This is a genomic window from Burkholderia sp. AU27893 (assembly GCF_002223205.1).
GTDB lineage: Bacteria > Pseudomonadota > Gammaproteobacteria > Burkholderiales > Burkholderiaceae > Burkholderia.
Map to the genome: position 1 here is coordinate 173,775 of NZ_NKFD01000005.1, position 26,391 is coordinate 200,165.

Annotated in this window: 20 protein-coding genes; 12 read left to right on the forward strand and 8 right to left on the reverse strand. The window is 68.3% G+C overall.

The features are described 5' to 3' along the window. Nucleotides 1-225: 225 nt before the first annotated feature. From CFB47_RS33085 to CFB47_RS33125, 9 genes are read left to right on the forward strand one after another with little or no spacing between them, the layout of a single operon-like run. Nucleotides 226-1,770 (forward strand): sugar ABC transporter ATP-binding protein, encoded by a 1,545-nt coding sequence (locus CFB47_RS33085; RefSeq protein ID WP_089463725.1) that lies wholly within the window; start codon nucleotides 226-228, stop codon nucleotides 1,768-1,770. After that, the gene (locus tag CFB47_RS33090; RefSeq protein ID WP_011549867.1) at nucleotides 1,763-2,794 is read left to right on the forward strand and encodes an ABC transporter permease; all 1,032 of its coding nucleotides are present in this window, start codon (nucleotides 1,763-1,765) and stop codon (nucleotides 2,792-2,794) included. Before CFB47_RS33085 ends, CFB47_RS33090 begins: the two co-directional genes overlap by 8 nt. A gap of 42 nt (nucleotides 2,795-2,836) precedes the next feature. Next, nucleotides 2,837-3,784 carry an ABC transporter substrate-binding protein gene (locus CFB47_RS33095; RefSeq protein WP_089459890.1) on the forward strand — a complete coding sequence of 316 codons (948 nt, stop codon included), beginning with the start codon at nucleotides 2,837-2,839 and terminating at the stop codon, nucleotides 3,782-3,784. Between the two features lie 36 nt (nucleotides 3,785-3,820). After that, complete coding sequence (locus tag CFB47_RS33100) at nucleotides 3,821-4,837, forward strand: aldo/keto reductase (protein ID WP_089463726.1); 1,017 nt, start codon at nucleotides 3,821-3,823, stop codon at nucleotides 4,835-4,837. Then, nucleotides 4,834-5,709, forward strand: a complete 876-nt coding sequence (locus tag CFB47_RS33105; RefSeq protein ID WP_089464270.1) for an amidohydrolase — start codon at nucleotides 4,834-4,836, stop codon at nucleotides 5,707-5,709. The genes CFB47_RS33100 and CFB47_RS33105 overlap by 4 nt, the downstream gene beginning before the upstream one ends. Before the next feature lie 22 nt (nucleotides 5,710-5,731). Next, nucleotides 5,732-6,742: a zinc-binding alcohol dehydrogenase family protein gene (locus CFB47_RS33110; RefSeq protein ID WP_089463727.1), complete on the forward strand. Its 1,011-nt coding sequence runs from the start codon at nucleotides 5,732-5,734 to the stop codon at nucleotides 6,740-6,742. A 34-nt stretch (nucleotides 6,743-6,776) separates the two neighbouring features. Beyond that, nucleotides 6,777-7,958: a D-mannonate oxidoreductase gene (locus tag CFB47_RS33115; protein WP_089464271.1), complete on the forward strand. Its 1,182-nt coding sequence runs from the start codon at nucleotides 6,777-6,779 to the stop codon at nucleotides 7,956-7,958. Then, entirely contained in the window at nucleotides 7,955-9,478 is a 1,524-nt protein-coding gene (locus CFB47_RS33120; RefSeq protein ID WP_089463728.1) for a UxaA family hydrolase, read from the forward strand. The genes CFB47_RS33115 and CFB47_RS33120 overlap by 4 nt, the downstream gene beginning before the upstream one ends. A 55-nt stretch (nucleotides 9,479-9,533) precedes the next feature. Further along, a complete protein-coding gene (locus CFB47_RS33125) occupies nucleotides 9,534-9,815 on the forward strand; it encodes a hypothetical protein (RefSeq protein WP_089443884.1) in 282 nt (93 codons plus the stop codon). 142 nt (nucleotides 9,816-9,957) lie between these two features. On the opposite strand, the gene CFB47_RS33130 is transcribed toward CFB47_RS33125, so the two are convergent. The 3 genes from CFB47_RS33130 to CFB47_RS33140 all read right to left on the reverse strand — a co-directional run bounded on the left by CFB47_RS33130 (nucleotide 9,958) and on the right by CFB47_RS33140 (nucleotide 15,360). Next, on the reverse strand, nucleotides 9,958-11,919 hold the full coding sequence (locus CFB47_RS33130) for a phosphatase PAP2 family protein (RefSeq protein ID WP_089463729.1): 1,962 nt from the start codon (nucleotides 11,917-11,919) through the stop codon (nucleotides 9,958-9,960). A 185-nt stretch (nucleotides 11,920-12,104) separates the two neighbouring features. After that, entirely contained in the window at nucleotides 12,105-13,691 is a 1,587-nt protein-coding gene (locus CFB47_RS33135; protein WP_089463730.1) for a methyl-accepting chemotaxis protein, read from the reverse strand. A 148-nt stretch (nucleotides 13,692-13,839) separates the two neighbouring features. Then, nucleotides 13,840-15,360, reverse strand: a complete 1,521-nt coding sequence (locus CFB47_RS33140) for a sensor domain-containing diguanylate cyclase (protein WP_089463731.1) — start codon at nucleotides 15,358-15,360, stop codon at nucleotides 13,840-13,842. 359 nt (nucleotides 15,361-15,719) lie between these two features. Here CFB47_RS33140 and CFB47_RS33145 point away from each other — a divergent pair, with 359 nt between their 5' ends. Beyond that, nucleotides 15,720-17,015 (forward strand): MFS transporter, encoded by a 1,296-nt coding sequence (locus CFB47_RS33145; protein ID WP_089443888.1) that lies wholly within the window; start codon nucleotides 15,720-15,722, stop codon nucleotides 17,013-17,015. Between the two features lie 67 nt (nucleotides 17,016-17,082). Further along, complete coding sequence (locus CFB47_RS33150; RefSeq protein ID WP_089460130.1) at nucleotides 17,083-17,865, forward strand: substrate-binding domain-containing protein; 783 nt, start codon at nucleotides 17,083-17,085, stop codon at nucleotides 17,863-17,865. 24 nt (nucleotides 17,866-17,889) lie between these two features. On the opposite strand, the gene dctA is transcribed toward CFB47_RS33150, so the two are convergent. The 5 genes from dctA to CFB47_RS33175 all read right to left on the reverse strand — a co-directional run bounded on the left by dctA (nucleotide 17,890) and on the right by CFB47_RS33175 (nucleotide 24,730). Continuing rightward, entirely contained in the window at nucleotides 17,890-19,224 is a 1,335-nt protein-coding gene (gene dctA, locus CFB47_RS33155; protein WP_089464272.1) for a C4-dicarboxylate transporter DctA, read from the reverse strand. A gap of 34 nt (nucleotides 19,225-19,258) precedes the next feature. Continuing rightward, on the reverse strand, nucleotides 19,259-20,182 hold the full coding sequence (locus tag CFB47_RS33160; protein WP_089464273.1) for a LysR family transcriptional regulator: 924 nt from the start codon (nucleotides 20,180-20,182) through the stop codon (nucleotides 19,259-19,261). A gap of 172 nt (nucleotides 20,183-20,354) precedes the next feature. Beyond that, nucleotides 20,355-21,536, reverse strand: coding sequence for a fumarylacetoacetate hydrolase family protein (locus CFB47_RS33165; RefSeq protein ID WP_089463732.1), 1,182 nt, complete (start codon nucleotides 21,534-21,536; stop codon nucleotides 20,355-20,357). A gap of 32 nt (nucleotides 21,537-21,568) precedes the next feature. Then, nucleotides 21,569-23,350 carry an IlvD/Edd family dehydratase gene (locus tag CFB47_RS33170; RefSeq protein ID WP_089463733.1) on the reverse strand — a complete coding sequence of 594 codons (1,782 nt, stop codon included), beginning with the start codon at nucleotides 23,348-23,350 and terminating at the stop codon, nucleotides 21,569-21,571. A gap of 342 nt (nucleotides 23,351-23,692) precedes the next feature. Then, nucleotides 23,693-24,730, reverse strand: coding sequence for a LacI family DNA-binding transcriptional regulator (locus CFB47_RS33175; protein ID WP_179243807.1), 1,038 nt, complete (start codon nucleotides 24,728-24,730; stop codon nucleotides 23,693-23,695). A 297-nt stretch (nucleotides 24,731-25,027) separates the two neighbouring features. On the opposite strand from CFB47_RS33175, the gene CFB47_RS33180 reads away from it, so the two are divergent. Continuing rightward, nucleotides 25,028-26,374, forward strand: coding sequence for an MFS transporter (locus CFB47_RS33180; protein ID WP_089463734.1), 1,347 nt, complete (start codon nucleotides 25,028-25,030; stop codon nucleotides 26,372-26,374). Nucleotides 26,375-26,391: the final 17 nt, after the last annotated feature.

Below are 26,391 nucleotides of genomic sequence, written 5' to 3' on the forward strand. Positions count from 1 at the left end.
GTGGGATCAATGCGCTTTGGGCGCAAGCGCGTGTCGCGGAGTCTATCACGCCTGCCGCATCGCCCCGTATGGCGGCGGGTTCATCCCGATGTCCGGGTTTTCACTGTTGGTAAGATCAGATTGAAATAGTTAAATTGGCTTGACCAAAACAGGTTTGGTTGCTGTAATTCATCCGAATTGGACTGACCAGGGAGTGCCGAGGTCGATCCACCCCAAGGAGACGCAATGGCAATGCCTCGCAATCTGCCCGGTCAGGCCGCGCACGACGCAGCGGACCGGGAGATCCTGCGCCTGGACGGGATTCGCAAGCGCTTTCCGGGCGTCCTCGCGCTCGACGGGATTCGCCTCGACCTGCGCCGCGGCGAGGTGCACGCCGTGTGCGGCGAAAACGGCGCGGGCAAATCGACGCTGATGAAGATCATCAGCGGCCAGTACCTGCCCGACGACGGCGTCGTTCACTACCGCGGCGCGCCGGTGCAATTTCGTTCGGCTTCCGAAGCGCAGGCGGCGGGCATCTCGATCATTCACCAGGAACTCAATCTCGTCCCGCACCTGAGCGTGGCGGAGAACCTGTTCCTCGCGCGCGAGCCGCGGCGCGGCCCGTTCGTCGATACGAAACGCATGAACGCGGATGCGGCGCGCTGCATCGCGCGCATCGGGCTGAACGTGGCCCCGACGACGAAGGTCGGCGTGCTGTCGATCGCGCAGCAGCAGATGGTCGAGATCGCGAAGGCGCTGTCGCACGACGCGCGCGTGCTGATCATGGACGAGCCCACGTCGTCGCTGACGGAAGCGGAAACGGTGCAGCTGTTTCGCATCATCGAGGAACTGCGCGCCGACGGCGTGGCGATCCTGTATATCTCGCACCGGCTCGACGAAATGGCGCAGATCGTCGATCGCGTGACGGTGCTGCGCGACGGGCGCCACATCTCGACGGACGCGTTCGCCGACGTGAGCCTCGACGACATCGTCGCGCGCATGGTCGGACGCACGCTCGACGACGCCTATCCGTCACGGCAATCGGTGCCGACCGACGAGGTGCTGCTCGACGTGCGCGAGCTGCGCCGCGACGGCGTGTTCGGGCCGGTGTCGTTCGCGCTGCGGCGCGGCGAGATCCTCGGTTTCGCGGGCTTGATGGGCGCCGGGCGCACCGAGATCGCCCGCGCGATCTTCGGCGCCGATCGCGTCGACGGCGGCACGATCGCGCTGCACGGGCGGCCCGTGACGATCCGCTCGCCGCGCGAGGCGATCCGGCACGGCATCGCGTATCTGTCGGAGGACCGCAAGAAGGAAGGGCTCGCGCTGCCGATGCCCGTCGCGGCGAACCTCACGCTCGCGAACGTGCGCGGCATCGCGTCACGCTTCGGATTCCTGCGCTTCGACGACGAACTCGCCGTCGCGCGCCGCTACGTGCAGGACCTCGCGATTCGCACGCCGTCCGTGCACCAGCGCGTGCGCAACCTGTCCGGCGGCAACCAGCAGAAGGTCGTCATCGGCAAATGGCTGTATCGCGGCTCGAAGATCCTGTTCTTCGACGAGCCGACGCGCGGCATCGACGTCGGCGCGAAATTCGCGATCTACGGGCTGATGGACCGGCTCGCCGCCGACGGCGTCGGCGTGGTGCTGATCAGTTCGGAATTGCCGGAGTTGATTGGCATGACCGACCGGATCGCCGTTTTTCACGAAGGTCGACTGACCGCATTGCTCGACACGAAACACACCAGTCAGGAGGAGATCATGCACTTTGCGTCGGGGCGTTCCCATGCTTGAAATGACATCCGATCGAAGCCAGGCCGACGAACGGGCGGCGCGACAGCGGCGGCGCGACCTGATCCAGAAGTTCGCGGCGCTGGGCAGCCTCGTCGTGCTCGTGTTCGCGTTCTCGATATCGAGCGCGGCATTCTTCTCGGTCGACAACCTGATGACGGTCGGCCTGCAGGTCACGTCGATCGCCTACCTGGGCGTCGCCGCCACCTGCGTGATCATCACGGGCGGCATCGACCTGTCGGTCGGCTCGGTGCTCGCGCTGGCCGGCGTCTGCGCGGCGCTGCTGGTCAAGGCCGGCGTGCCTGTGCCCGCCGCGATGGCGGCCGGCATCCTGGTCGGCGCGCTGTGCGGGCTCGTCAACGGCATCTGCGTGACGCAGATGGGCCTGCCGCCGTTCATCGCGACGCTCGGCATGATGCTCGTCGCGCGCGGCATCGCGCTGCAGATCACCGGCGCGCGGCCGGTATCGGATCTCGGCGACGCGTTCGGTGCGCTCGGCAACGGCGCGCTGCTGCGGATCTCGCGCATCGGCGCGGACGGCTTTCCCGACACGACCTTTCCCGGCATTCCGTATCCGGTCGTGATCATGGTCGTGCTGTTCGTCGTGGTGTCCGTGCTGCTGTCGAGAACGTCACTGGGCCGCCACATCTACGCGGTCGGGTCGAACGCGGAAGCGGCCCGGCTGTCGGGCGTGAACGTGCAGGGCGTGAAGCTGTTCACCTACGTGCTCTCGGGCGCGCTCGCGGGCGTGACGGGCTGCGTGCTGATGTCGCGGCTCGTCACCGGGCAGCCGAACGAAGGCGTGATGTACGAACTCGACGCGATCGCCAGTTCGGTGATCGGCGGCACGTCGCTGATGGGCGGCGTCGGCACGATCTCCGGCACGGCGATCGGCGCGTTCGTGATCGGCGTGCTGCGCAACGGCCTGAACATGAACGGCGTATCGAGCTTCATCCAGCAGATCATCATCGGCGTCGTGATCCTCGGCACGGTGTGGATCGACCAGTTGCGCAATCGCCGGCCCTGACCGGCAGCAAGCAGTCCCAACCAACGAGAAGCGGAGCGAGACATGAACAAATCCATCCTGCTGGCGGCATCGGCGTGCGTGTTCGCGGTATGCAGCGGCGGCGCGGTTGCGGCGGGCGGCGAGATCGCGGTGATCGTCAAGACGGTCAACTCGAACTACTGGCAGAACGTGCAGAAAGGCGCGAAGGCGGCGCTCGACGGCGCGAAGGGCTACACGATGACGTTCCAGGGCCCGGCGGCCGAGTCCGACATCAGCGGGCAGGTCAACATGGTCGACAACGCGGTCACGCGTCACGTGGCGGGCATCGTGCTCGCGCCGTCCGATCCCGATGCGCTGGTGCCCGCGATCAAGAAGGCGTGGGAAGCGCACATTCCCGTCGTGCTGATCGATTCGGCGATCGCGGACGCGGGCAAGCCGTACTACCAGGCGTTCCTGTCGACCGACAACGAGAAGGCGGGCGCGCTGTGCGCGAAGGCGCTGATCGACCGCGTCGGGCAGTCCGGCAAGATCGCGATCATGTCGTACGTGCCGGGCGCGGGGTCCGAGGTCAGCCGCGTCGGCGGGTTCCGCAAGTACATCGAGAGCCATTCGAAGCTGCAGGTCGTCGGCCCGTACTACTCGCAGTCGCAAATGGCGACCGCGCTGAACCAGACGACCGACGTGCTGTCGGCGAACCCGGACCTGAAGGGCATCTTCGGCGCGAACGAGCCGACCGCGGTCGGGATGGGCCGCGCGCTGAAGCAGTCGGGCAAGGCGGGCAAGGTGGTGGCGATCGGGTTCGACGGCAACGAGGACCTGCAGGGCTTCGTGCGCGACGGCACCGTGCAGGCGATCGCCGTGCAGGGCTCGTGGCAGATGGGGAACCAGGGCGTGCGCACGGCGCTCGACGTGATCGAGCGCAAGCCCGCGCCGAAGCTGATCGACACCGGCGTCGTGATGGTCGACAAGCAGAACCTCGATTCGCAGGCGGCGAAGAACGTCCTGTACTGATCGCCCGTGCCGCTCTCACGCATCGAGTCACCACTCATGAACGCACACGATACGCGCACCTTGCCGCGCAGCGGGCTGACGGTGTCCGCACTCGGCCTCGGCTGCTCGCAGCTCGGCGGCCTTTATCGGCCGATGTCGGCCGCCGATGCCGCTGCGCTCGTCGACGCCGCGTGGGCCGCCGGCCTGCGTTATTTCGACACCGCGCCGTATTACGGCTACACGCTGTCCGAGCGGCGCGTGGGGGCGGGGCTCGCCCCGCGCGAGCGCCGCGCCTTCACGCTCAGCACGAAGGTCGGGCGGCTGATGCGGGCCGACGCGAGCGTGCGGCCGGGCGACGACGGCTGGGCCGAGCCGCTGCCGTTCCGGCCCGTCTACGACTACAGCTACGACGGGATCATGCGCTCGCACGACGACAGCCGGCAACGGCTCGGGCTCGCGCGGATCGACATGCTGTACGTGCACGACATCGGTGCGATGACGCACGGCGAGCGTCACGCGCACTACTGGGACCAGTTGACGCGCGGCGGCGGGTTTCGCGCGCTGGATGCGCTGCGCTCGGGCGGCGAGATCGGCGCGTTCGGTCTCGGCGTGAACGAATGGGAAGTCGCGGCCGACGCGCTGAACGAAGCGGCGCTCGATGCGGTGCTGCTGGCCGGCCGCTACACGCTGCTCGAACAGACGGCGCTCGAGCCGCTGCTCGACGCGTGCGCCCGTGACGGGACGGCGATCGTGATCGGCGGCGTGTTCAATTCCGGCCTGCTCGCCGGCAACGGCAAGTTCAACTATGCGGACGCGAGCGCCGACGTGATCGACAAGGCGACGCGGCTCGGCGCGCTGTGCAACCGCTTCGACGTGCCGCTTCCCGCCGCGGCGTTGCAGTTTCCGTTCGGCCATCCGGCCGTCGTGTCGTGCGTGGTCGGCGCGCGCAGCGTGGCTCAGCTGGCGCAGAACATCGCCTGGTTCGAGCGCCCCGCGCCCGCCGAGCTGTGGGAGGCGCTGCGCGACGAAGGGCTGATCGACGCGCACGCGCCGGTGCCGGGAGCATGCGCATGACCGCACGGATCGACGCCCATCAGCATTACTGGCGCATCGGCGCGCGGGCCGGCTGCTGGCCGCCGGCCGAACTCGCTGCGATCCACCGGGATTTCGGCCCCGCCGATCTGGCGCCGCTGCTCGACGCCGCGCGCATCGATACCACCGTCCTCGTGCAGTCGCTGCCGAGCGAAGCCGACACGCGCTTTCTGCTCGATCTCGCGGCCGAAACGCCGAGCGTCGGCGCCGTGGTCGGCTGGGTCGACCTGAAGGCCGACGACGCACCCGCGCGGATCGCGGCGTTTGCGTCCGCGCCGAAGGCGCGCGGCTTGCGACCGATGCTGCAGGATCTGCCCGACGACGCGTGGATCGACGATCCGCGGCTGGATCGCGCGGTCGCCGCGATGCTCGAGCACGGGCTGCGGTTCGATGCGCTGGTGATGCCGCGCCATCTCGATGCGCTGCATGCGTTCGCGCGACGCCACCCGGATTTGCCGATCGTGATCGATCACGGCGCGAAGCCGTTCATCGAGCGCGGCGAGATGCAGCCGTGGCTCACGTCGATGCGTCGACTCTCACACCTGCCGAACCTGCATTGCAAGCTGTCCGGCCTCTGGACGGAGGCGGGGCCGTCGGCCGGCCCGGATGCGGTGCGCGCGCGCACGCGGCCGTATGTGCAGGCGCTGGCCGACCTGTTCGGGCCGACGCGCTTGATGTGGGGCAGCGACTGGCCGGTGCTGCGGCTGGCGTCGGCGTGCGGCGGCTACGACGAATGGCTGGCCGCATGCGAGGACGATGTCGCGCAGTCGCTCGGCGCCGCGGCGCTCGACGGCCTGTTCGGCGGCAACGCGCGCCGCTTCTACCGGATCGACACCGCACGCCACGACGAATGAACCCGAACGAAAGGAAACCGACATGCTCAGCGTGATTTGCGAATCCCCCGGCGTGCTGCGCGTGCAGCAGCGCGAGCTGCCCGTGCGCGGCAGCGGCGAAGTGCTGTTGCGCGTGCAACGGGTCGGCATCTGCGGCACCGATCTGCACATCTACACCGGCAACCAGCCGTACCTCGACTATCCACGCGTGATGGGGCACGAGCTGTCGGCGGTCGTCGTCGAGGCGGAACCGGAGTCGCGGCTCGGCGCCGGCGACGCGGTGTACGTGATGCCGTATCTGTCGTGCGGACACTGCGTCGCCTGCCGGCACGGCAACACGAACTGCTGCGTGAACATCAAGGTGCTCGGCGTGCATCGCGACGGCGCGCTCGCCGAATACCTGAGCGTGCCCGCGCAGTTCGTGCACAAGGCCGACGGCATTTCGCTCGACCAGGCGGCGATGCTGGAATTTCTCGCGATCGGCGCGCATGCGGTGCGCCGCGCGGACATCCGTGCCGGGCAGCGCGCGCTGGTCGTCGGCGCCGGGCCGATCGGCATGGCCGCGATGATCTTCGCGAAGCTGCGCGGCGCCGACGTCACGTGCCTCGACACGCGCGCCGACCGGCTGGCGTTCTGCCGCCAGCATCTGGCGGTCGATGCGGCGGTGGAGGTGGGGGAAGGGGACGCGGCGCATCTCGCGTCGTTGACGAACGGCGAGTATTTCGATGCGGTGTTCGATGCGACGGGCAACCTCGATGCGATGAATCGCGGGTTCGAATTCGTCGCGCACGGCGGCAAATACACGTTGATCTCGATCGTGCGCGGGCATGTCGCGTTTTCGGATCCCGAATTCCACAAGCGGGAAACCACGCTGCTCGCGAGCCGCAATGCGACGGCCGAGGATTTCGCGACGGTGCTCGACGCGATGCGCGCGGGGCGCATTCCCGACCGCGCGCTGAACACGCACCGGATGCGGCTCGACGAGGTGCCGGACGCGTTGCCGCGTCTGCTGGATGCCGGGCAGACCGTCGTGAAGGCGCTCGTCGAATGCTGATCCGTCGAATCCGGCACGCGGAGCGCACGACATGGTGACGCCGCCGATCCTGCAGTTCGGCACGAGCCGCTTCCTGCTCGCGCACGTCGACCTGTTCGTCTCCCAGGCGCTGGATGCGGAGGAGGCGATCGGCGGCATCGGCATCGTGCAGACGACCGGCAATCCGGCCAGCCGCGCCCGCATCGACGCGTTGCGCGCCACCGGCCGCTATCCGGTGCGGATTCGCGGGCGCGAGCGCGGCGGCGTGGTCGACGAAGTCGTCGAATGCCGCGCCGTGCAGCGCGCGTGGGACGCCGAGCGCGACTGGGCGGACATACGCGGCGCCGCGATCGACACGGTGCGCGTCATCGTGTCGAACACCGGCGACGCAGGCTATCGCGCCGACCCGCGCGACGCCGCGGACCTGCTGGATCACCCGGAGCACGCACCGCACGGCTTTCCGGCGAAGCTGCTCGCGCTGCTGCATGCGCGCTGGCAGGTGCGGCCCGATGACGGCGTGTCGATCCTGCCGTGCGAACTGGTGACGAACAACGGCGACACGCTGCGCGACATCGTGCTGGGCCTCGCGCGCCAGTGGCGGCTGCCCGACGCGTTCGCCGACTATCTGGGCCACCGCTGCACATGGGTCAACTCGCTCGTCGACCGCATCGTGTCCGAGCCGCTGCATCCGGTCGGCGCGATCGCGGAGCCCTACGCGCTTTGGGCGATCGAACGGCGCGCAGGCATGGCGCTGCCGTGCCGGCACGCGCAGATCGTCGTCACCGACGATTTGCGCAGCCACGAGCGCCTGAAGCTGTTCTTCCTCAATCTCGGGCACAGCTGGCTCGCGGAGCAGTGGCTCGCGGCCGGGCGCAATGCAGCGGAAACGGTGCTGGACGCGATGAACGATGCGCGGCTGCGCGACGGGCTCGAGGCCGTGTGGCGCGATGAAGTCGCGCCGGTATTCGTGGCGCTGGGCTTGCGCGAAACGGCCGAACGCTACGTCGACAGCGTGCGCGAGCGCTTGCTCAATCCGTTTCTCGCGCATCGCATCGCCGATATCGCGGTCAACCATCGCGAGAAAGTCGCGCGGCGGATCGCGCCGCTGCTCGCGCTCGCGGATTCGCTCGCGTTGCCGGCCGAACAACCGCGGTTGCGGCAACTCGTCGCCCGCCATGAACCGGCGGCCGGCGCTCCGGCGGCCGGCATCGCAATGACAGGGAGAGAGGCATCGTGAAGCAACCGGCAATCGTGATCCTTCACGGCAACGACAACGTCGCCGTCGCGCTCGATGCGCTGGCGCCCGACGTGCCGATCGACGTGCGCGGCGCACCGCTGCAACCGGCGGACGCGATACCGGCCGGCCACAAGGTCGCCACCGCGCCGATCGCGCGCGGCGGCGCGATCGTCAAATGCGGGCAGCCGATCGGCGTCGCGCTGCGCGACATCGCCGCGGGCGAGCACGTGCACGTGCACAACGTCGGGATGCCGGAGGAGCATACGCACGACGGCGGCCCTGCCGACGACGCGCATGAGGTCGAGACGGATCGCCGCGATACCTTCGACGGCTTCGTGCGGCCCGACGGCAGCGTGGGGACCCGCAACTACGTCGGCGTGATCGCCAGCGTCAACTGTTCGGCGAGCGTGTGTCATGCGATCGCCGATGCGTACCGGCACGGCGCGCTCGATGCGTTCGGCCACGTCGACGGCGTCGTCGCGATCACCCATCAGAGCGGCTGCGGCATGTCGGCGACCGGGGACGGCATCGAGCTGCTGCGGCGCACGCTCGTCGGCTATGCACGCAACCCGAATTTCGCCGGCGTGCTGCTCGTCGGCCTCGGCTGCGAGGTCAACCAGGTCGGCGCGCTCGCGCAACGGCTCGACGCGGCGGCGCCCGGCACCGTGCGCACGCTGGTGATCCAGGACGAAGGCGGTGTGCGCGACACCGTGGCCAAAGGCGTGTCGATCGTGCGCGAACTGGTGGAGGTGGCCGACGGCGCGCGTCGCAGCGCCGTGCCGGCCTCGCGGCTGACGGTCGGCCTGCAATGCGGCGGGTCCGACGGCTACTCGGGCATCACCGCGAACCCGGCGCTCGGCGCGGCCGTCGATCTGCTGGTCCGCAACGGGGGCACCGCGATTCTTTCCGAGACCCCCGAGATCTACGGTGCCGAGCATCTGCTGATCGCGCGGGCGGCGTCGCGCGACGTGGCCGAGCGTCTGCTCGGCCGGTTGCAGTGGTGGGCGCGCTACGTCGCCGACAACGGCGGCGAAATGAACAACAACCCGTCGCCCGGCAACCTCGCCGGCGGCATCACGACGATTCTCGAGAAGTCGCTCGGCGCGGTGTCGAAGGGCGGCCGCTCGCGGCTGCGCGCAGTCTACGACTATGCGGAGCCGGTACGGCAAGCCGGGCTCGTGTTCATGGATACGCCCGGTTACGACCCGGTGTCGGCCACCGGGCAGATCGCCGGCGGCGCAAATCTCGTGTGCTTCACGACGGGCCGCGGTTCGGTGTTCGGCTCGAAGCCGGTGCCGACGATCAAGATCGCGACGACGACCGGCCTGTTCGAGCGAATGCAATCGGATATGGATTTCGACAGCGGCGGGATCGTCGCCGGCGCGCTCTCGGTCGGCGAAGCGGGCGAGCGGCTGTTCCGGCTGATGCTCGACGTCGCGTCCGGGCGGCCGTCGCGCAGCGAGGAGAACGGTATCGGCGACCGCGAATTCGTGCCCTGGCTGCGCGGCGCGGTCATGTGACGCGCGACGCGGTGTACGGCCGCCCGCGCAATCGGACTGGGAAGGAGACGTTGCGATGGAAACCATCATGCGCAAGCCGGCGACCGGCGAAGCCGGCCGCGGCGATCAGCTGTCGGAACTGGAGAAGGGCCTGCTCGGCGAGGCGCTGCGCTTGCTTGCCGAGACGCGGGCGCGGGCGCTGGAGCTCTGTGTGGAGGTGAACCGGCGACAGGGCGGCGCCACGCCGGATGTCCACGACTTCAACCTGCCGACGATCATCGAGCTGCAGCGGCGCTTCGGTACGCGGTCTTGCCCGTCGGGCGAAGCCGGCACGGCGGCGCCTGCGCGCTTCGCGTGAGGCCAGGCTCGGGCCCAAGTCCAAGCCCCAAGCCCAAGCCCAAGCCCAAGCCCAAGCCCAAGCCCAAGCCCACGCCCACGCCCACGCCCACGCCGAAGCCGCCCTTGGGCGGCGCCGTTGCGGGATCGATCTTCGCTGCCGGCTACGCCGCCGACAGCGTGACCGACACGCCCGTCGCGGTATAAACCGGCGTGGCCTTGAACCCGTCGACCGTCACCGTCGAGAACTTCGCGGCGGCCGCCGCGCCGTCGATCAGCGCGATGGTGTCGCCGGCCTTCGGCGTGAAGCCGTTCACGAATTTCACGTGCAGCGTGCCGCCCGTGACGGTGAGCGGGCCGCCCACGCGCAGGCGTCCGCCGCCGTTGCCGTCGATGTCGAGTTCGAGCGTCGTGTTGTCGAGCTGCGTATAGCGGGTCGCGATCGTCACCGGTGCATTGGCCGCGATCTTCACGCCGCCGCCCGAGCCGACGTACACGTCGCCGTTACCGAACGCCGTCGTCGACGCGGCCGCGAGCGTGCCGCCGCTCACCTGCGTGCCGCCCGTGTAGCGGTTGTTGCCCGCCAGCGTCAGCGTGCCGCTGCCTTGCAGCGTCAGCTTGCCGGCGCCCGCGACGTCGTTGCGCCACAGGTCGGCCGCATTGAGCCCGCCCTGCGACGCATCCATCGACACGATCACGTTGCCGTTGAACGCGCCGTAGCCGTCGGCGGCCGCGAACAGGTTCAGGCGCCCCCAGCCTTCCGCATCGTCCATGACCGGATAGCCGGACGGCACTTCGGTCGTCTTCAGCACGATGCGCCGCTGGTCGGCGCTCAGGTACGGGAAGCGCGTCTGCAGCAGGATCTCCGCGCCCTTCGGCACGACCGGCGGCGCGTCCGTCGATTCGATCGCGCCGAAGCCGAACGTCATGCGGCGCAGGAACGCGGCCTTGTTCGTCGTGTAGTCGGCGAACCGGTCGGTGGCCGTGGTGCCGGAGTGGGCAAAGGCGGAGAAGGTCGTGGCGCTGGTCCCCGTCAGTTGTTGCAGCGTCTGATGGGCTTGCGTGTACGCGGCCTGCGCGTCATTGGCGTACGCGGTCAGGTTCGCCGCGCTGACGGCCAGCGCGAGCATGCGGCCGCCGATCACGTCGAGCGGCGAATGCATGCCGGCGAGGATCCGGTTCTCGCCCAGTTCGAGGCCGCGGCTGAGCATTTCCTGGAAGCGTTCCGGCACGAGCCACGCCATCGTCGTCGCGTCGCGCACAGCCTCGGCCGTGTGGCCGCTGATGAAACCGCCGTCGGTCGCGGGCGTCGTGCTTTCGGCCGGCACGAGCGTCGGCGCGACGATCACGCTCGTGCTCCAGCGGTACGGGCGCGCATATTTGAAGAAGCGCTTCGACGGTTCGGTCGACGCGTTGTTGCCCATTTCGTTGAGCAGGTCGACGACCTTCCCGAAGCTGGCGTTGCCGCTGCTGCTGCCGACGCCGACGTTGTTGCCCGAGTCGTTGTACAGCACGGTCGTCGCATCGGCGGGCACGCTGGTGATGCTGGTCGTCTGCTGCGCCGCGGTGCGCCACGCGGCGGTGAGCGGGCCCATGCCGTCGGTCACGCTGTAACCCTTGCCGCGCCGGTCGTCGTAATACGCGGCATCGGCCTGCTGCGGCGTGCGGGCGGTCGTCGCGTTGACCACGTACTGCACGTTGGCCGACAGCACCGCATCGTTCAGGATCGTGCCGCACGACACGCCGCTGTTCGGCAACCCGGAGCAGGTCGACGGCGAGATGGCCGGAAACGCGCCGTTTGCCGGCGCGCTCACGCCCGCATCGACCAGCATCGTCGCCGGTTGCCAGAGATCGAGGAAGCGGCTCAACACGCGCACCGCAGCGTTGGTCGACAGCGTCGCATAGCGTGCATCGCCGCGCTGGTTGGTCGCGACGTTGTCGACGAACGCGGGCGCGCTCGGGATCGGCGCGCTGTCGACGAAGCCGGGGTCGGCGGGCGGCGCGGGAACGGCCGCCGCCAGGGTGCTGGTCGACGTGACATCATCGCCGCCGCCGCACGCAGCCAGCACGATCGCACTCGACAAGGCTGCGACGTGCAGCGGGAAACGGCTTCGTGACGCAAACATGCAAGACTCCATCCTGATGGTCGAAGATGGAGGATTGTGGTGAGCGATCGTTACGCGGCCGTTACGGATTTGTTTCGCATCGGATGCAATGCGCGTGAATTCCCACTATCTGGTTAATTTCGGGTGCTGAGCATGTCGGGCGCGGGATTCGATGCGTCCATCACGGGCACGCGCACGGCGGAAGGCTAGGCGCCCGCCGCCCGCGTGTCGAGCCGGAACAGCGATACCGCCTCGGCAAGCCGGCCACCCTGTTCCTCGAGCGACTTCGATGCGGCGGCGGCCTGTTCGACGAGCGCCGCGTTCTGCTGGGTGACTTCATCCATTTGCGTAATGGCCAGATTCACTTGCTCGATGCCGCGGCTCTGCTCGTTCGACGCGGCCGCGATCTCGCCCATGATGTCGGTCACGCGCGCAATCGCATGCGTGACCTGGGTCATCGTCTCGCCCGCGTTGTTCGCGATATGCGAGCCGTCCTGGACTTTCCGGACCGATTCCGAGATCAGCTCGCGAATTTCCTTTGCGGCGCTCGACGAGCGCTGCGCGAGACTGCGGACTTCGCTGGCCACCACGGCAAAGCCGCGGCCCTGCTCGCCGGCGCGGGCGGCCTCCACGGCCGCGTTGAGCGCGAGGATGTTGGTCTGGAAGGCGATCCCTTCGATGATCGCGGTGATCTCGGCGATCTTGGCGGAGCCGGCGCTGATGTCCGTCATCGTGTCGACCATCAGGCCGACTGCCGTGCTGCCGCGCTGGGCGACTTCCGATGCGTTGTTGGCCAGCCCGCTCGCCTGCTGCGCATTGTCGGCGTTCAGGCGCACGGTGGACGTCAGCTGCTCCATGCTCGATGCGGTCTCCTGCAACGAGGCGGCCTGCTGTTCCGTGCGGGACGACAGGTCCTGGTTGCCGGACGCGATTTCGCCGGCGCCCGTCGCGACGTTACCGGATGCGGTACGGACCTCGGAGATCAGGCGGATCAGGTTCGCCTGCATGTCGCGCATCGACGCCAGGACGCTGCCGGCCGGCGCGGCACCGGTCGTGGATTCGGCGCCGAGGTCGCCGGCGGCGATATGGCCGGCGATCTCGCTGAGCACGGCAGGCTCCGTGCCGAGCGCGCGCAGCAGGCCGCGGGTGATGAAGACGCCCAGGATCGCGGCGGCGGCCGCCGCCGTGATACACATGACGATCAGCAATAGTCGTTGTGATGCATAGCGGTCGGCCGATTCCGTCACCCGTTGCTCGCCTTGCACGCGGGCGAACGTCGCATAGGCGTCGGTGGCGCTGACAAGCCTGGCCAGCAGCGGCCGACACTGTTCGTTGATCATCGTGATCGCCTGATCGCGGCGGTTGTTCGCCGCCGCGTCGACGATGGCGCGCGCCACGGGGCCGTACTGCGCTTCGACCGCGCCGATTTGCCGGACCAGTTCGCGGGCCTGGTCGGTCGCGCCGCTCCCCTCGCGCACTGCATTCGTCAGTTCGCCCAGCAGCGCGCCGACGTCGTGGTCGGCCTGCAGCGCCGCGTCCTTCTCGATGTCCGCATCGCGCGGCGCGGTCGCCAGCACCTGGTTGCGGGCGGCGATCGCACGCCGGTCGACCGCGACGCGAACCTTGTCCGCCAGGATGGCACGGGCGTTGGTGCCGTTGACGTAATGGTCGAATGCCGCGTTCGCATTGCCGAGCGATACGATGCCGAGAATGGAGACGAGCAGCACCATGCACGTCAGGAGACTGAACGCCAGGGTCAGCTTCGTGCGAACCGTTAATCGTCGATTATTCATGTGAGCCGTCCAGTTTCATTGATATCAAGTAGCGTTCCTTATTATCGGATTGGTACATGAACAATTTAGGACTGTTGTCCGACGCAATCGTTTGCGTAGAGGCCGCTGCCGAGAAAAAGATGCAGGCCACGATCCGTGGCCGGTCAGGTCAAGCCACGCGAGCGTGTTGCTCCGTTTCCGCGCAACACACCCGGTTCCGGCCTTCGCGCTTCGCACGATAAAGCGCCATGTCCGCCTGATGCGACAGCGCGTGCACTGACGGAGGGCGCGCGCGATGGCCGGTCGCGCAGCCGATGCTGACGGTGAACGCCGGCACGGTTTCCGCGAAGCCGTCGAGCCGGTTGCGTTCGACTTCGCGGCGAATTGCCTCCGCGACCTGCGCGGCCCCGCTTTCGTCTGTATCCGGCAGCACCGCGACGAACTCCTCGCCGCCGTAGCGCGCGGCGAGATCGCCGCGCCGTCGCGTGTGGGTGCGGATGCATTCGGCGAGAAAGCGCAGCGCCGTGTCGCCTTCCGCATGCCCGTGCCGGTCGTTGTACTGCTTGAAGTGGTCCGCATCGATGAACAGGATCGACAGGCTGCCGTTGCTGCCGCGCTGCAGCCGTTCCCATTCGTCGGCGAGCGCGATATCGAGCGCGCGGCGGTTGCATAAGCCCGTCAGCGGATCGGTCCGCGTGAGATCCGTGAGCAGCGTCTGCTTGCGCAGGTTGTCCCGCAGCGCAAACGCGAGCAGCCAGACCACCGCGCAGAAGAATGCGCTGATCACGGTGGCGGACACGCCGACCGTCCACGACAGGCGCGTGATGCTCGCCAGCACGTCGCGCTCGGCCGGCGCGACGACGGCGATCAGCGGCGTGCCCGGCACCCGCTGGTACGTATACAGCCGCTTGGTGCCGTCGATGACCGAACGAGCGGGGTAGAAGCCCGACTCGCTGTGCACCATCCGGTCGAACGCTTTCGAGCGACGCAGGTGGTTCATCTGGTTGTCGTTCAACGACGGATTTCTCGCGAGGATCGCACCGTCCGCGCGCAGGATCGCGCTGACCCCGTTCGGCCCGACATCGAGCCCGGACAGGAGCTGCTCGAAATAGGCGATGTCGATGGCGACCACCGCGATGCCGTTGAACGTATGGTCCGGCCGTTCGATGCGCCGCGACAGCGCGATCGATTCCTTGCCGTCGCGCGAGCGTGCGCGATACGCCTCGGACACGTAGAGGCCGACGTTGTCGGCATCGCGATGGACCTTGAAGTAGTCGCGATCGCTGAAATCCCAACGATGGGTCGTGCCGCAGCAGCCGTCGATCAACTGGCCGTGCCGGTCGGTCACGCCCATGCCGGTCACGTATTGCGCGGCGGTGCGCTCGAACAGCAGGTCGTGCCGCAGCCCGGCATCCATGCGCCGCACCGCGGGCTTGCCGAGATCGGACGCGAGCGCGACCAGCGCGTTGTTCGACGTCTCGACGGTGCGCGCGATCTGGCTCACCAGTACGGCGGCGACGTTGCGCGACGTCTCGTGCGCGTGCTCGATCACTTCGCTGCGCCCGACCCACAGGGTCGCCGCGCTGATCCCGAGCGCCGCCAGCGACATCAACGTGCCCAATGCGCCGACGACAAGATGGTTGCGTCCGGCCCAGTCGGCGATTTTCTCGATCGAGGTGGTTGCGGGCATGCTCGTGCTCGTAGGGGAAGCCGGTTGCGACGGTTCCGGCGCGGGTCAAATCCGGGTTAACGGCACGGTTAACAGAAAATCGAGGCCGGCAGGGCCGCCGATAGGCGCGGGCAGGCGCGCACGGGAGCGCAAACGTGTGCGAGCCCGCGTGGCCGGTCCCGCAAAGCGATGCATCGAGCGTTCGCCGCGCGCGGAACGAGGGGCGGCGACACGCGCCGCCGGCACGTCGATTGATAACCCATCGACATCAATCCTTCCAAAAATTGCACTTATCGTTTGCGCGGCGACGAGCGAACATGCCGGAAAACGACAATCGATCCACCCCTCCCGCCTATTTCCGGATTTTCAGGAGACACCCGATGCACCCCTCGTCCAGCCTTCCGAACGCCCGTTCGAAGGCCGCTGCGGTTTTCCGCGTCACCGCCGGGAATTTTCTCGAGCAGTTCGACTTCTTCCTGTTCGGCTTCTACGCCACGCAGATCGCCAACGTCTTCTTTCCCGCGCAAAGCGAGTTCGCGTCGCTGATGATGACCTTCGCCGTGTTCGGCGCCGGCTTCCTGATGCGGCCGCTGGGCGCCATCGTGCTGGGCGCGTACATCGACGATGTCGGCCGCCGCAAGGGCCTGATCGTCACGCTGTCCATCATGGCGAGCGGCACCGTCCTGATCGCGTTCGTGCCGGGCTACGCGACGATCGGCCTGCTGGCGCCCGCGCTCGTGCTGCTCGGGCGGCTGCTGCAGGGCTTCTCCGCCGGCGCGGAACTGGGCGGCGTCTCGGTGTATCTCGCCGAACTGGCGACGCCCGGCCGCAAGGGCTTCTTCACGAGCTGGCAATCCGCCAGCCAGCAGGTCGCGATCGTCGTCGCGGCGGGCCTCGGCTTTGCGCTCAATCAATGGTTGAGCGCGTCGGCCATCGCCGCATGGGGATGGCGCGTGCCGTTCTTCGTCGGCTGCATGATCGTGCCGTTCATCTTCATGCTGCGCCGTAACCTCGAGGAAACCCAGGAGTTCAAGGCGCGCAAGCATCGCCCGGGCATGAAGGAAGTGTTCGGGACGCTGGTGCAGAACTGGGGCGTCGTAGTGGCCGGCATGATGCTGGTCGCGATGACCACCACGAGCTTCTATCTGATCACGGTCTACGCGCCCACCTTCGGGAAGACGGTGCTGCACCTGAGCACCGCCGACAGCCTGCTCGTGACGCTCTGCGTCGGCGTGTCGAACTTCGTGTGGCTTCCGATCGGCGGGGCGCTGTCCGACCGGATCGGCCGCCGGCCGCTGCTGGTCGGCATGACGGTGCTCACCGTCGTGACCGCCTACCCGGCGCTGTCGTTGCTCGCGCACGCGCCGTCGTTCGTCAACATGCTGCTCGTCCTCCTGTGGCTCTCGTTCATGTACGGGATCTATAACGGGGCGATGGTCGTCGCGCTCACGGAAGTGATGCCGGTGCAGGTGCGCGTCGCGGGCTTCTCGCTCGCGTACAGCCTCGCGACGGCCGTGTTCGGCGGCTTCACGCCGGCCATTTCGACCGCGCTCATTCACGCGACGGGCGACAAGGCCGCACCGGGCTACTGGATGAGCTTCGCCGCGGTGTGCGCGCTGCTGGCGACGTTCGCGCTCTATCGTCGCCACACGGCGACGCTGACGCCCGCGCATTGAGGCCCGGGCCATCCGGAATGCTTGCCAACCCAGACGAATCCGCACGACCACGACCACGACCATGATCATGAGAAACCTGCTTCCGAAATTTTGCGCGGCCGCGCTCGTCCTGGCCACGGCAATGGCCGCCAACGTGCAGGCCGCCGAACTGCACGTGATGAGCTCGGGCGGCTTCACCGCCGCCTACAAGCTGCTCGGCCCCCGGTTTGCCGCCACGACGGGTAACACGCTCGATACCGCGCTCGGCCCGTCGATGGGCAAGTCGCCCGAGGCGATTCCGAACCGGCTCGCGCGCGGCGAGCCGGCCGACGCGGTCATCATGGTCGGCTATGCGCTGGACGACCTGATCAAGCAGGGCAAGGTGATCCCCGGCTCGCGCGTCGAGCTGGCCGACTCGCGCATCGGCGTGGTCGTGCGCGACGGCTCGGCAAAACCCGACGTCGGTTCCGCCGAAGGTCTCAAGCAGGCGCTGCTGCACGCGAAGTCGATCGCGTATTCGGACAGCGCGAGTGGCGTCTACATCGAGCGCGAGCTGTTCAAAAAACTCGGCATCGAGGACCAGGTGAAGTCGAAGGCGAAGATGATTCCGCGCATTCCGGTGGCATCGGTCGTCGCGAACGGCGACTACGAGATCGGCTTCCAGCAGGTGAGCGAGCTGCTGCCGGTCAAGGGGGCGACCTTCGTCGGCAAGATCCCCGAATCGCTGCAGTCGGTCACGCGCTTCGCGGCCGGCATCCCCGTCGGCGCGCAGCATCCGGCGGAAGCGAAGGCACTGCTCGACTATCTCGCGTCGCCTGATGTTCAGGCCGACGTGAAATCGACCGGGCTGGATTCCGTCCCCGCTCATTGAGCATGATCGACGGGAAGGTTGGCGTCAGACCGCCTTCCCGTCACCGTCGCCGCCGGCATCCGCGGCGGCACGGCCCGCATCGACTCCGTTCGGGGAGACCGGCCCTCCGGCAGCGAGCCGCTGCGCAAGACGCGTGCGATCGCATGCGCGTTCCCACATCGACACGAAGATCACCGCGCACGCGTTGCTGATCACGCTCGTCAGCGCCCGCGCCTCGGACATGAAACGATCGATGCCGACCAGCAGTGCGACCCCGGCGACGGGCAGGTCGCGCATGACGGCAAGCGTGGCGACCAGCGCCACCAGCCCGCTACCGGAAACACCGGCCGCGCCCTTGGACGTGAGCAGCATCACGGCGAGCATCACGGCGATCTGCGATGCGGAAAGGGGCACGTCGCACGCCTGCGCGATGAACAACGCGGCGAGCGTCAGATAGATCGCGGTGCCGTCCAGATTGAACGAATAACCCGCCGGCAGCACGAGCCCCACGACGCCCTTGTCGCACCCGAGCGATTCCAGCTTGACGATCAGGCGCGGCAGCACCGGCTCCGACGACGATGTCGCGAGGACGATGAGCAACTCTTCGCGCAGGTAGCGCAACAGCCGCCACAGCGCGAAGCCGTGCAGCCGCGCGAGCGGGGCGAGCACGAGCGCGACGAACAGCGCGCAGGCCACATAGAAGGACACCACCAGCTTCGCGAGCGAGCCGACCGAACCGATCCCGAAGCGGCCCACCGTGAAGGCCATCGCGCCGAACGCGCCGAGCGGGGCGAGCCGCATGATCATCGCGAGCACGCGAAAGACCACCTGGGCGACCCCGTCGATCAGCGCAAGCACGGGCTGGCCGGCCCGCCGGTGCGCATTCAGCGAGAAGCCGAACAGCAGCGACAGCAGCAGCACCGGCAACACCTCGCCTTGCTGGAACGCGCCGAGCATCGTCTCGGGGATCACGCTCAGCCCGAATGCCACGAGCCCGCGCGGCTGCGCCTCCTTCGCGTACTGTGCGAGGATGCTCGCGTCGAGGTGGTGAACGTCGATGTGCAGGCCGGCGCCGGGGCGCAGCACGAACGCGATGACGAGCCCGACGGCAAGCGCGACGGCGGTCAGCAGATAGAAGAGCGCCAGCGCGCGAACGATCGTGCGGCCGATCGCCTTCCCGTTCGCCAGTGACGTGATGCCCGAGACGATCGTGCAAAAGACGATCGGCGCGATGGTCATCCGCACGAGCCCGACGAACGCGTCGCTGAGCGGCTTGAGCCTCGCGCCTGCGTCAGGCCACACGTGACCGACGGTCACGCCGAGCAGCATCGCGAGCAGGACCTGCACGTAGAGCGATTTGAGCAGCGTGGCCAACCTCACGGAACGGTCTTCCTTCGTGTCGCTTGTGTCGTCGTCACGCCGAGGCATCGCTGCTTGCGATGCCGTCGCGCTTCGCGTCGACGATCATCCGGTGAAACGCTTCAGCAGCCGGCGTGAGCGGCCGTCCGCGCCGCTTGACGATGCCCACCCGGCGTTTGACGACCGGCTCGACGAGCGGCACGCTCGTGAGAATCGGATGGTCGTGCCCGGGCATCGCCATCGAGGGCACCGCGGCGACGCCGAGCCCGGCCTCGATCAAGCCGAGCAGGGTCGTCACGTGGCGCGCTTCGCACACGCTCGGCCCGCGCGGCGCCACGGCGGCCAGCGCCTGGTCGAGCAACAGGCGGTTGCCGGAAGTCTTGTCCACCGACACGTAATCGTGCTCGTACAGTTCGTTCCAGGTCACGCGCTTCTTGCGCGCGAGCGGATGGTCGCGGCGGCACGCGGCGACGAAGCGCTCCTGGAGCAGCATCTTGAACTCGATGTCGGCTTCCTGGCTGCCCATGAAGCTCACGCCGAAATCGGCTTCGCCGCTGATGACGGCGCCCAGCACTTCGTTCGCGCTCGCGTCCAGCAGCTTGACCCGGATGCGCGGAAAGCGCCGATGATAGCGCGCGATGATGGCCGGCAGAAAGTAGTAGGCGACCGACGGCACGCACGCGATGGTCACATGGCCGAGGCGGCTCGACGACACGTCGCGAATGCCGAGCAGCGCCACGTCGAGATCGTCGAGCAGTTGTTCGGCGCTCTGGGCGAACACGCGGCCGACCGTGGTGAGCGCGACGCGACGCGTGGTGCGCTCGAACAGGCGCACGCCGAGCGCTTCCTCGAGCTTGTCGATCCGGCGGCTCAACGCGGGCTGGGAAATGCTGACCGATTCCGCGGCCTTTCGGAAGCTGCCCGTTTCCACGACCGCGCGAAACGCCTGCAAGTCGTTCAAGTCGAAGTTGATCCCCACGGGCGCGTCTCCGCATCTCAGATGGGGCGTATTTTGCATGATTTCGCCGGGCGGCCGCATCGGCGCGGCACGCAGGCGCGCCACCCGTCATCGCAACCGCGTGCTTGAGGGGGCGGTCTTGCCGTCGATCCGCCGCGCGTCGATGTCGATGGGGGTATCGCGGCCCGGGGGCTTACGTCGTAAGCAGGCCGCGTGCGGCCAGATTCGCATACAGCGCGCGCACGCCGAAGGTCCACGGCGCGATCTCGGTGCACAGCCGCACGGTGTTGACGAGTGCGCCGAGTGTAGGCGTGGAGAGGGTGACGCGGTCGCCCAGGTGATGCGTGAATCCGCCGCCGGGCGCGTCGCGGTCCTGGATCGGCGAGAACATCGTGCCGAGGAACAGCATGAAGCCGTCCGGGTACTGGTGATGCGCGCCGCAGGTCTGCGCGACGAGGTCGAGCGGGTCGCGGCTGATCTCGCGCATGTGGCTGATGCCGTCGAGGACGAAGCCGTCGTCGGCGCCTTCGACGCGCAGCGACACGCTGGCCTCGCGCACGTTGTCCAGCGTGAAACCGTCGTCGAACAGCCGCACGAACGGGCCGATCGCGCACGAGCCGTTGTTGTCCTTGCATTTGCCGAGCAGCAGCGCCGAGCGGCCTTCGATGTCGCGCAGGTTCACGTCGTTGCCGAGCGTCGCGCCCACCGGCCTGCCGTCGCTGGCAACCGCGAGCACGATCTCAGGTTCGGGGTTGTTCCAGACCGACACGGGCAGCAGCCCCACGTCCGCGCCGAAGCCCACCGCCGACATCGGCTGCGCCTTCGAGAACACCTCGGCATCGGGGCCGATCCCGACTTCCATGTATTGCGACCACGCGCCGCGGCGCTCGAGTTCCGCCTTCAGCCGCATCGCGGCGTCCGAGCCCGGCACGATCTTCGACAGATCGGTGCCGATGGTGGCCGCGATGGTCGCGCGCACGTCCGCTGCTTTCACGGGGTCGCCGCCGGCCTGTTCCTCGATCACGCGCTCGATCAGGCTGACGGCGAAGGTCACGCCGCAGGCCTTGATGGCCTGCACGTCGCACGGTGCGAGCAGGTGGGTCGCGCCGCGCGTGCCGTCGAGCGCCGCCCGCAGCAGCGGCTCGACGCGGCCGAGCGATTCGCCGGGCGCCGTGCGCGCGAGGGCGGCGGCGTCGGGGCGGTCGAACAGGTCCGCGGTGGTCGGTACGGTGCGCGTGATGTCGATCACTTCGCCGTTGCGCACGGCAACGACGCTCGGGCCCACATGGGCGCCGTCGTGCCGCCACACACGGCCGATCAGCAGCGCTTGCGCCAGGTCGTGCGGCAGGCAGTCGGAAACGGAAAGAGTACGCATGGTCAGCTCGGCAAGGGTCGTGGGCAGGAGGGTCAGTGCGAATGGCGCGGGTTGCCGCGTTGTTCGATCACCTTCAGGTACAGCGTGGCCGGTTCGAGGCAGCCGCCGGTGGACAACTGGCCGACGAACTGGCGATAGAGTGCCTGCCACGGCGTTTGCGCCTGCGGTACCGTGCAGCGCGCCGTCTCGCGACGGCGCGCGAGTTCATCCTCGTCCACGAGCACGTCGACGCTGCGGCGATTCAGGTCCACGCGAATGCGGTCGTTCGTGCGCAGCAGCGCCAGGCCGCCGCCGACCGCCGCCTCGGGCGACACGTTCAGGATCGACGGGCTGGCCGACGTGCCGCTCTGGCGCCCGTCGCCCAGGCAGGGCAGCGAGCTCACGCCGCGCTTCACGAGTTCGGCCGGCGGCGCCATGTTGACGACTTCCGCGCTGCCCGGGTAGCCGACCGTGCCGCAGCCGCGAATCACGAGGATGCAGCGCTCGTCGATGTTCAGCGCGGGATCGTTGATGCGCGCGTGGTAGTCCTCGGGGCCTTCGAACACGATCGCGCGGGCCTCGAACGTGTTCTCCGCGCCCGGCTCGGCCAGATAGGTCCGGCGGAACGCTTCACCGACCACCGACATCTTCATGATCGCGCTGTCGAAGAAGTTGCCCGACAGCACCATGAAGCCTGCGCCATGCTTGAGCGGCGCGTCAGGCGTGCGGATCACGTCGCGATCGGCGTCGGGCGCGGTGTCGGCGATCTCGCCGATCGCGCGGCCGGACACGGTCGCGCAGTCGCGCCGCAGCAGGCCGGCCGCATCGAGCTGGCGCAGCACCGCAGGCACGCCGCCGGCGCGGTGGAAGCTCTCCCCGAGGTACTCGCCAGCGGGCATGCAGTTGACGAGCAGCGGCACCGATTCACCGAGGCGCTGCCAGTCGTCCAGGCCCAGTTCGACGCCCATGTGGCGCGCGATCGCGATCAGGTGCGGCGGGCAGTTGGTCGACGCGCCGAGCGCAGACGCGACGACGATCGCATTCTCGAAGGCCGCGCGCGTCATGATCGTCGACGGGCGCACGTCTTCGCGCACGAGCTCGACCGCGCGCTTGCCGGTGGCGTACGCCATCTGGCCGCGCTCGCGGTACGCGGCGGGGATGCTCGCGCAGCCCGGCAACGACATGCCGAGCGCCTCGGCCAGGCTGTTCATCGACAGCGCGGTGCCCATGGTGTTGCAATGGCCGATCGACGGCGACGATGCCGTGGTCAGCTGCATGAAGCCTTCATAGTCGATCTCGCCGGCGGCGAGCAGGTTGCGCGCATGCCAGATCACCGTGCCCGAGCCGACGCGCTTGCCGTCGTGCCAGCCGTCGAGCATCGGCCCGCCCGACAGCACGATCGCCGGCAGGTCGACGGTCGCGGCCGCCATCAGGCAGGCGGGCGTGGTCTTGTCGCAGCCGGTGGTGAGCACCACGCCGTCCAGCGGGAAGCCGTGCAGCACTTCCACCAACCCGAGGTAGGCGAGGTTGCGGTCGAGCGCGGCGGTCGGCCGGCGGCTTTGCTCGGCCAGCGGATGCACGGGGAATTCCATCGGAATGCCGCCCGCATCGCGGATACCCGCCTTCGTGCGCTCGGCCAGTTCGATGTGGTGGCGGTTGCACGGCGCGAGGTCGCTGCCCGTCTGCGCAATGCCGATCACGGGGCGGCCCGACTGCAACTCCTCGCGCGTCAATCCGTAGTTCATGAAGCGCTCGACATAGAGCGCGGTCATGTCGGCATGCGCGGGATCGTCGAACCATTCCTGGCTGCGCAGGCGGCGCGGTGGCTGTGACATGGCGGGCTGTCTCCGAAGGGCTCGTTCATTGTTGCGTGCCGGATTGGTACCGGTAACATCGAATGGATGTTAGCACGGGGTTTTTGCGTGGCGGAAGGGAATTTTTGGGTGCGGGTGGCGCAGGGGACGGAGAAAGCGCCGTGCGCGACGCACCGGTTTCCATCCAGTCGAACGGCACCGTATCGACGCGCATCGGCCGTCAACACGGCCTTTCGTTCATGCGATGGCGGGGCGGCGTAAGGGCAGGGGGGCGGTACGCAATCGCGTCCTCCGCGCGCGTCTCGAGCGCACGCCGGTGCTCGCCGGTTCTCGCCGGGCGCGACCGGCCCGGTCGCCGGCCCGTCACGCGCTTTCGCGCGCGACGATCGTGTAGTCGATACGGATGCTTTGCGATTCGACCGGCTCGCCGCTGTCGCGCGCCTGCAGTGCCGCCAGCAGTGCCTCGCCCGTGCGCAGGCCGATGCCGTATGCGTCGACCGATACGGTCGTGATGGCAGGGTGGCAGCATGCGGCCACTTCGAAGTTCCCGAAGCCGGCCACCGCGATGTCCTCGGGCACGGACAGGCCGCGCCGGTGGCATTCCATGATCGCGCCGAATGCCGACATGTCGCTGACGCACATCACGGCATCGGTGTCCGGCCACTGCGCGAGCAGGGCCGCCATCGCGGGCCCGCCGTGGCTCATGGTGATCGGCGATTCGCCGAGCCGCACGACGCGCGGCTCACCAAGCTTCAGCGCCTTGATCTCCGCCTGGTATCCCTTGAGCCGGTCGAGGCCGCGCCGATCCAGCTCGCTCGCGCCGCCCAGAAAGCCGATGCGCCGGTAGCCGCGCTCGGCCAGGTGGCGCACCATCGCCCGGGCGGCGCGCACGTTCGAGAAGCCGACGGCGGTGTCGATCGGACGCGTGGGCAGGTCCCACATCTCGACCACGGGAATGGCCGAGCGTTCCAGCACCTTGCGTGTCGCATCGGTGTGCTGCGCGCCCGTCAGCGCGATGCAGCGCGGCTGGTGCCGCAACATCGAGCGCACCAGCCGTTCCTCGCGCTCGAGATCGTAGTCGGTGTCGCCGAGCAGCAACTGGAGGCCTTCGGGTTCGAGCGCATCGGTCAGGCCGCGCACGGTGTCGGAGAAGTTGGAACTCGACAGCGACGGCACCAGCACCGCAACGAATTCCGAGCGCCCCGACGACAGCGCGCCGGCGGCCGCGTCCGCCACGTAGCCGAGCTGGTCGATCGCCGCGCAGACCCGCGCGCGCGTCTCGGCGGCCACGCTGTGGCCGGCGAGCACGCGCGACACCGTCATCTTCGATACGCCGGCGAGGCGCGCTACGTCGGACATGCGGGGCGGCCCGGCAGGCCGGACGGCGGTGGGACTGGGCATCGGAATCGCGATCGGACGGAAGCTGGAAAGGCTACATCATACCGGTGCCGCAGCCGCGTTCATGCGTGCCGCGCCGCCCCGTCGCGGCGATGCGCGCGTTAGGGAAACCACGCGTTCGCCGGCGCTTGTACGCGCCTGTCGCCGCGTGCTACCTTCCGATTCGTTACCGGTATCAGTGTGTCGATTGTTCCCCGCTGCCTCGTCGGCGTTTTTTTTGCCACGGAATGTTATCGGTAACATCGATGTGTCGAAGAACCGCCGGTACGAAGAAGACCTACACAATCAGGAGACAGACCGATGCCATCCATTACGCAGGCCGCTGCCGCCCCGGCCGCGGCCGATTCATCCGACGACGCCCTGTATCGCAAGGTGATGCGGCGCATCCTGCCGCTGCTGCTGCTGTGTTACGTCGTGGCCTACCTGGATCGCGTGAACGTGGGCTTTGCGAAGCTGCAGATGCTCGACGACCTGAGCTTGAGCGATGGCGTCTATGCGCTCGGCGCCAGCATTTTCTTCTGGGGCTATTTCCTGTTCGAGATGCCCAGCAACCTGTTGCTGCACCGCTACGGCGCGCGCTTCTGGATCGCGCGGATCATGATCACGTGGGGCATCGTGTCGTCGTCGATGGCGTTCATCGTGCCGCTCGCGCAGTTCTTCCACGTGCAGACGTCCACGATGTTCTACGCGCTGCGCTTCCTGCTGGGCCTGTGCGAAGCCGGCTTCTTTCCGGGCGTCATCCTGTACCTGAACTACTGGTTCCCGGCGCGCCGCCAGAGCGTGGCCATGTCGGGCTTCCTGGTCGCGATCCCGCTGAGCCTCACGCTCGGCAGCGTGGTGTCCGGCTGGCTGATGGAGCACACGCACGGTTTGTCGGGCATGAGCGGCTGGCAATGGATGCTGCTGCTCGAAGGGCTGCCGTCGATCGTGGTGGCGTTCGTCGTGCTGGCGTGCCTCGGCGACGGCCCGCAGTCGGCGAAGTGGCTGTCCGGCGACGAAAAGGCGCGGCTGGCGCGCAACCTCGAAACCGAAGCCGCGCACAAGTCGCACAGCATCGGCGCCGCGCTGCGCAGCCCGCGCGTCTGGCTGCTCACCTTCATCCTGCTCACGTTCAACACCGGCTTTTACGGGCTGGCGTTCTGGCTGCCGTCGATCATTCGCGCGTCGGGCGTGCAGAGCCCGCTGCATATCGGTGTCCTGACCGCCATTCCGTACCTGACGGCCATCTTCGCGATGGTGTGGAACGCGTCGCACTCGCGCAAGACCGGCGAGCGCCGCCTGCACGCGGCGATTCCCGCGCTGATCGGCGGGGTCGGCCTGATCGCGAGCGCGGCGCTGGCGCACAACGTCGTGCTGTCGATCGTATTCCTGACCATCGCGACGTGCGGCATCCTCGCGCTGATGCCGATCTACTGGACCTTTCCGGGGCAGATCCTGTCCGGCACCGCGGCGGCGGCCGGCATTGCGCTGATCAACGCGGTGGGCAACCTGTCCGGGTTCACGGGCTCGATGATCACCGGCATCGCCAAGCAGATGACCGGCGACATCAACAACGGCACCTATGCGCTGGGCGCGTGCCTGCTGGTCAGCTGCGTGCTGATCGCGACGATTCCGCGCGACATCCTGCAGCCGCCGGCGGCGCGGTAGGGCGTTCGGCCGGGCCG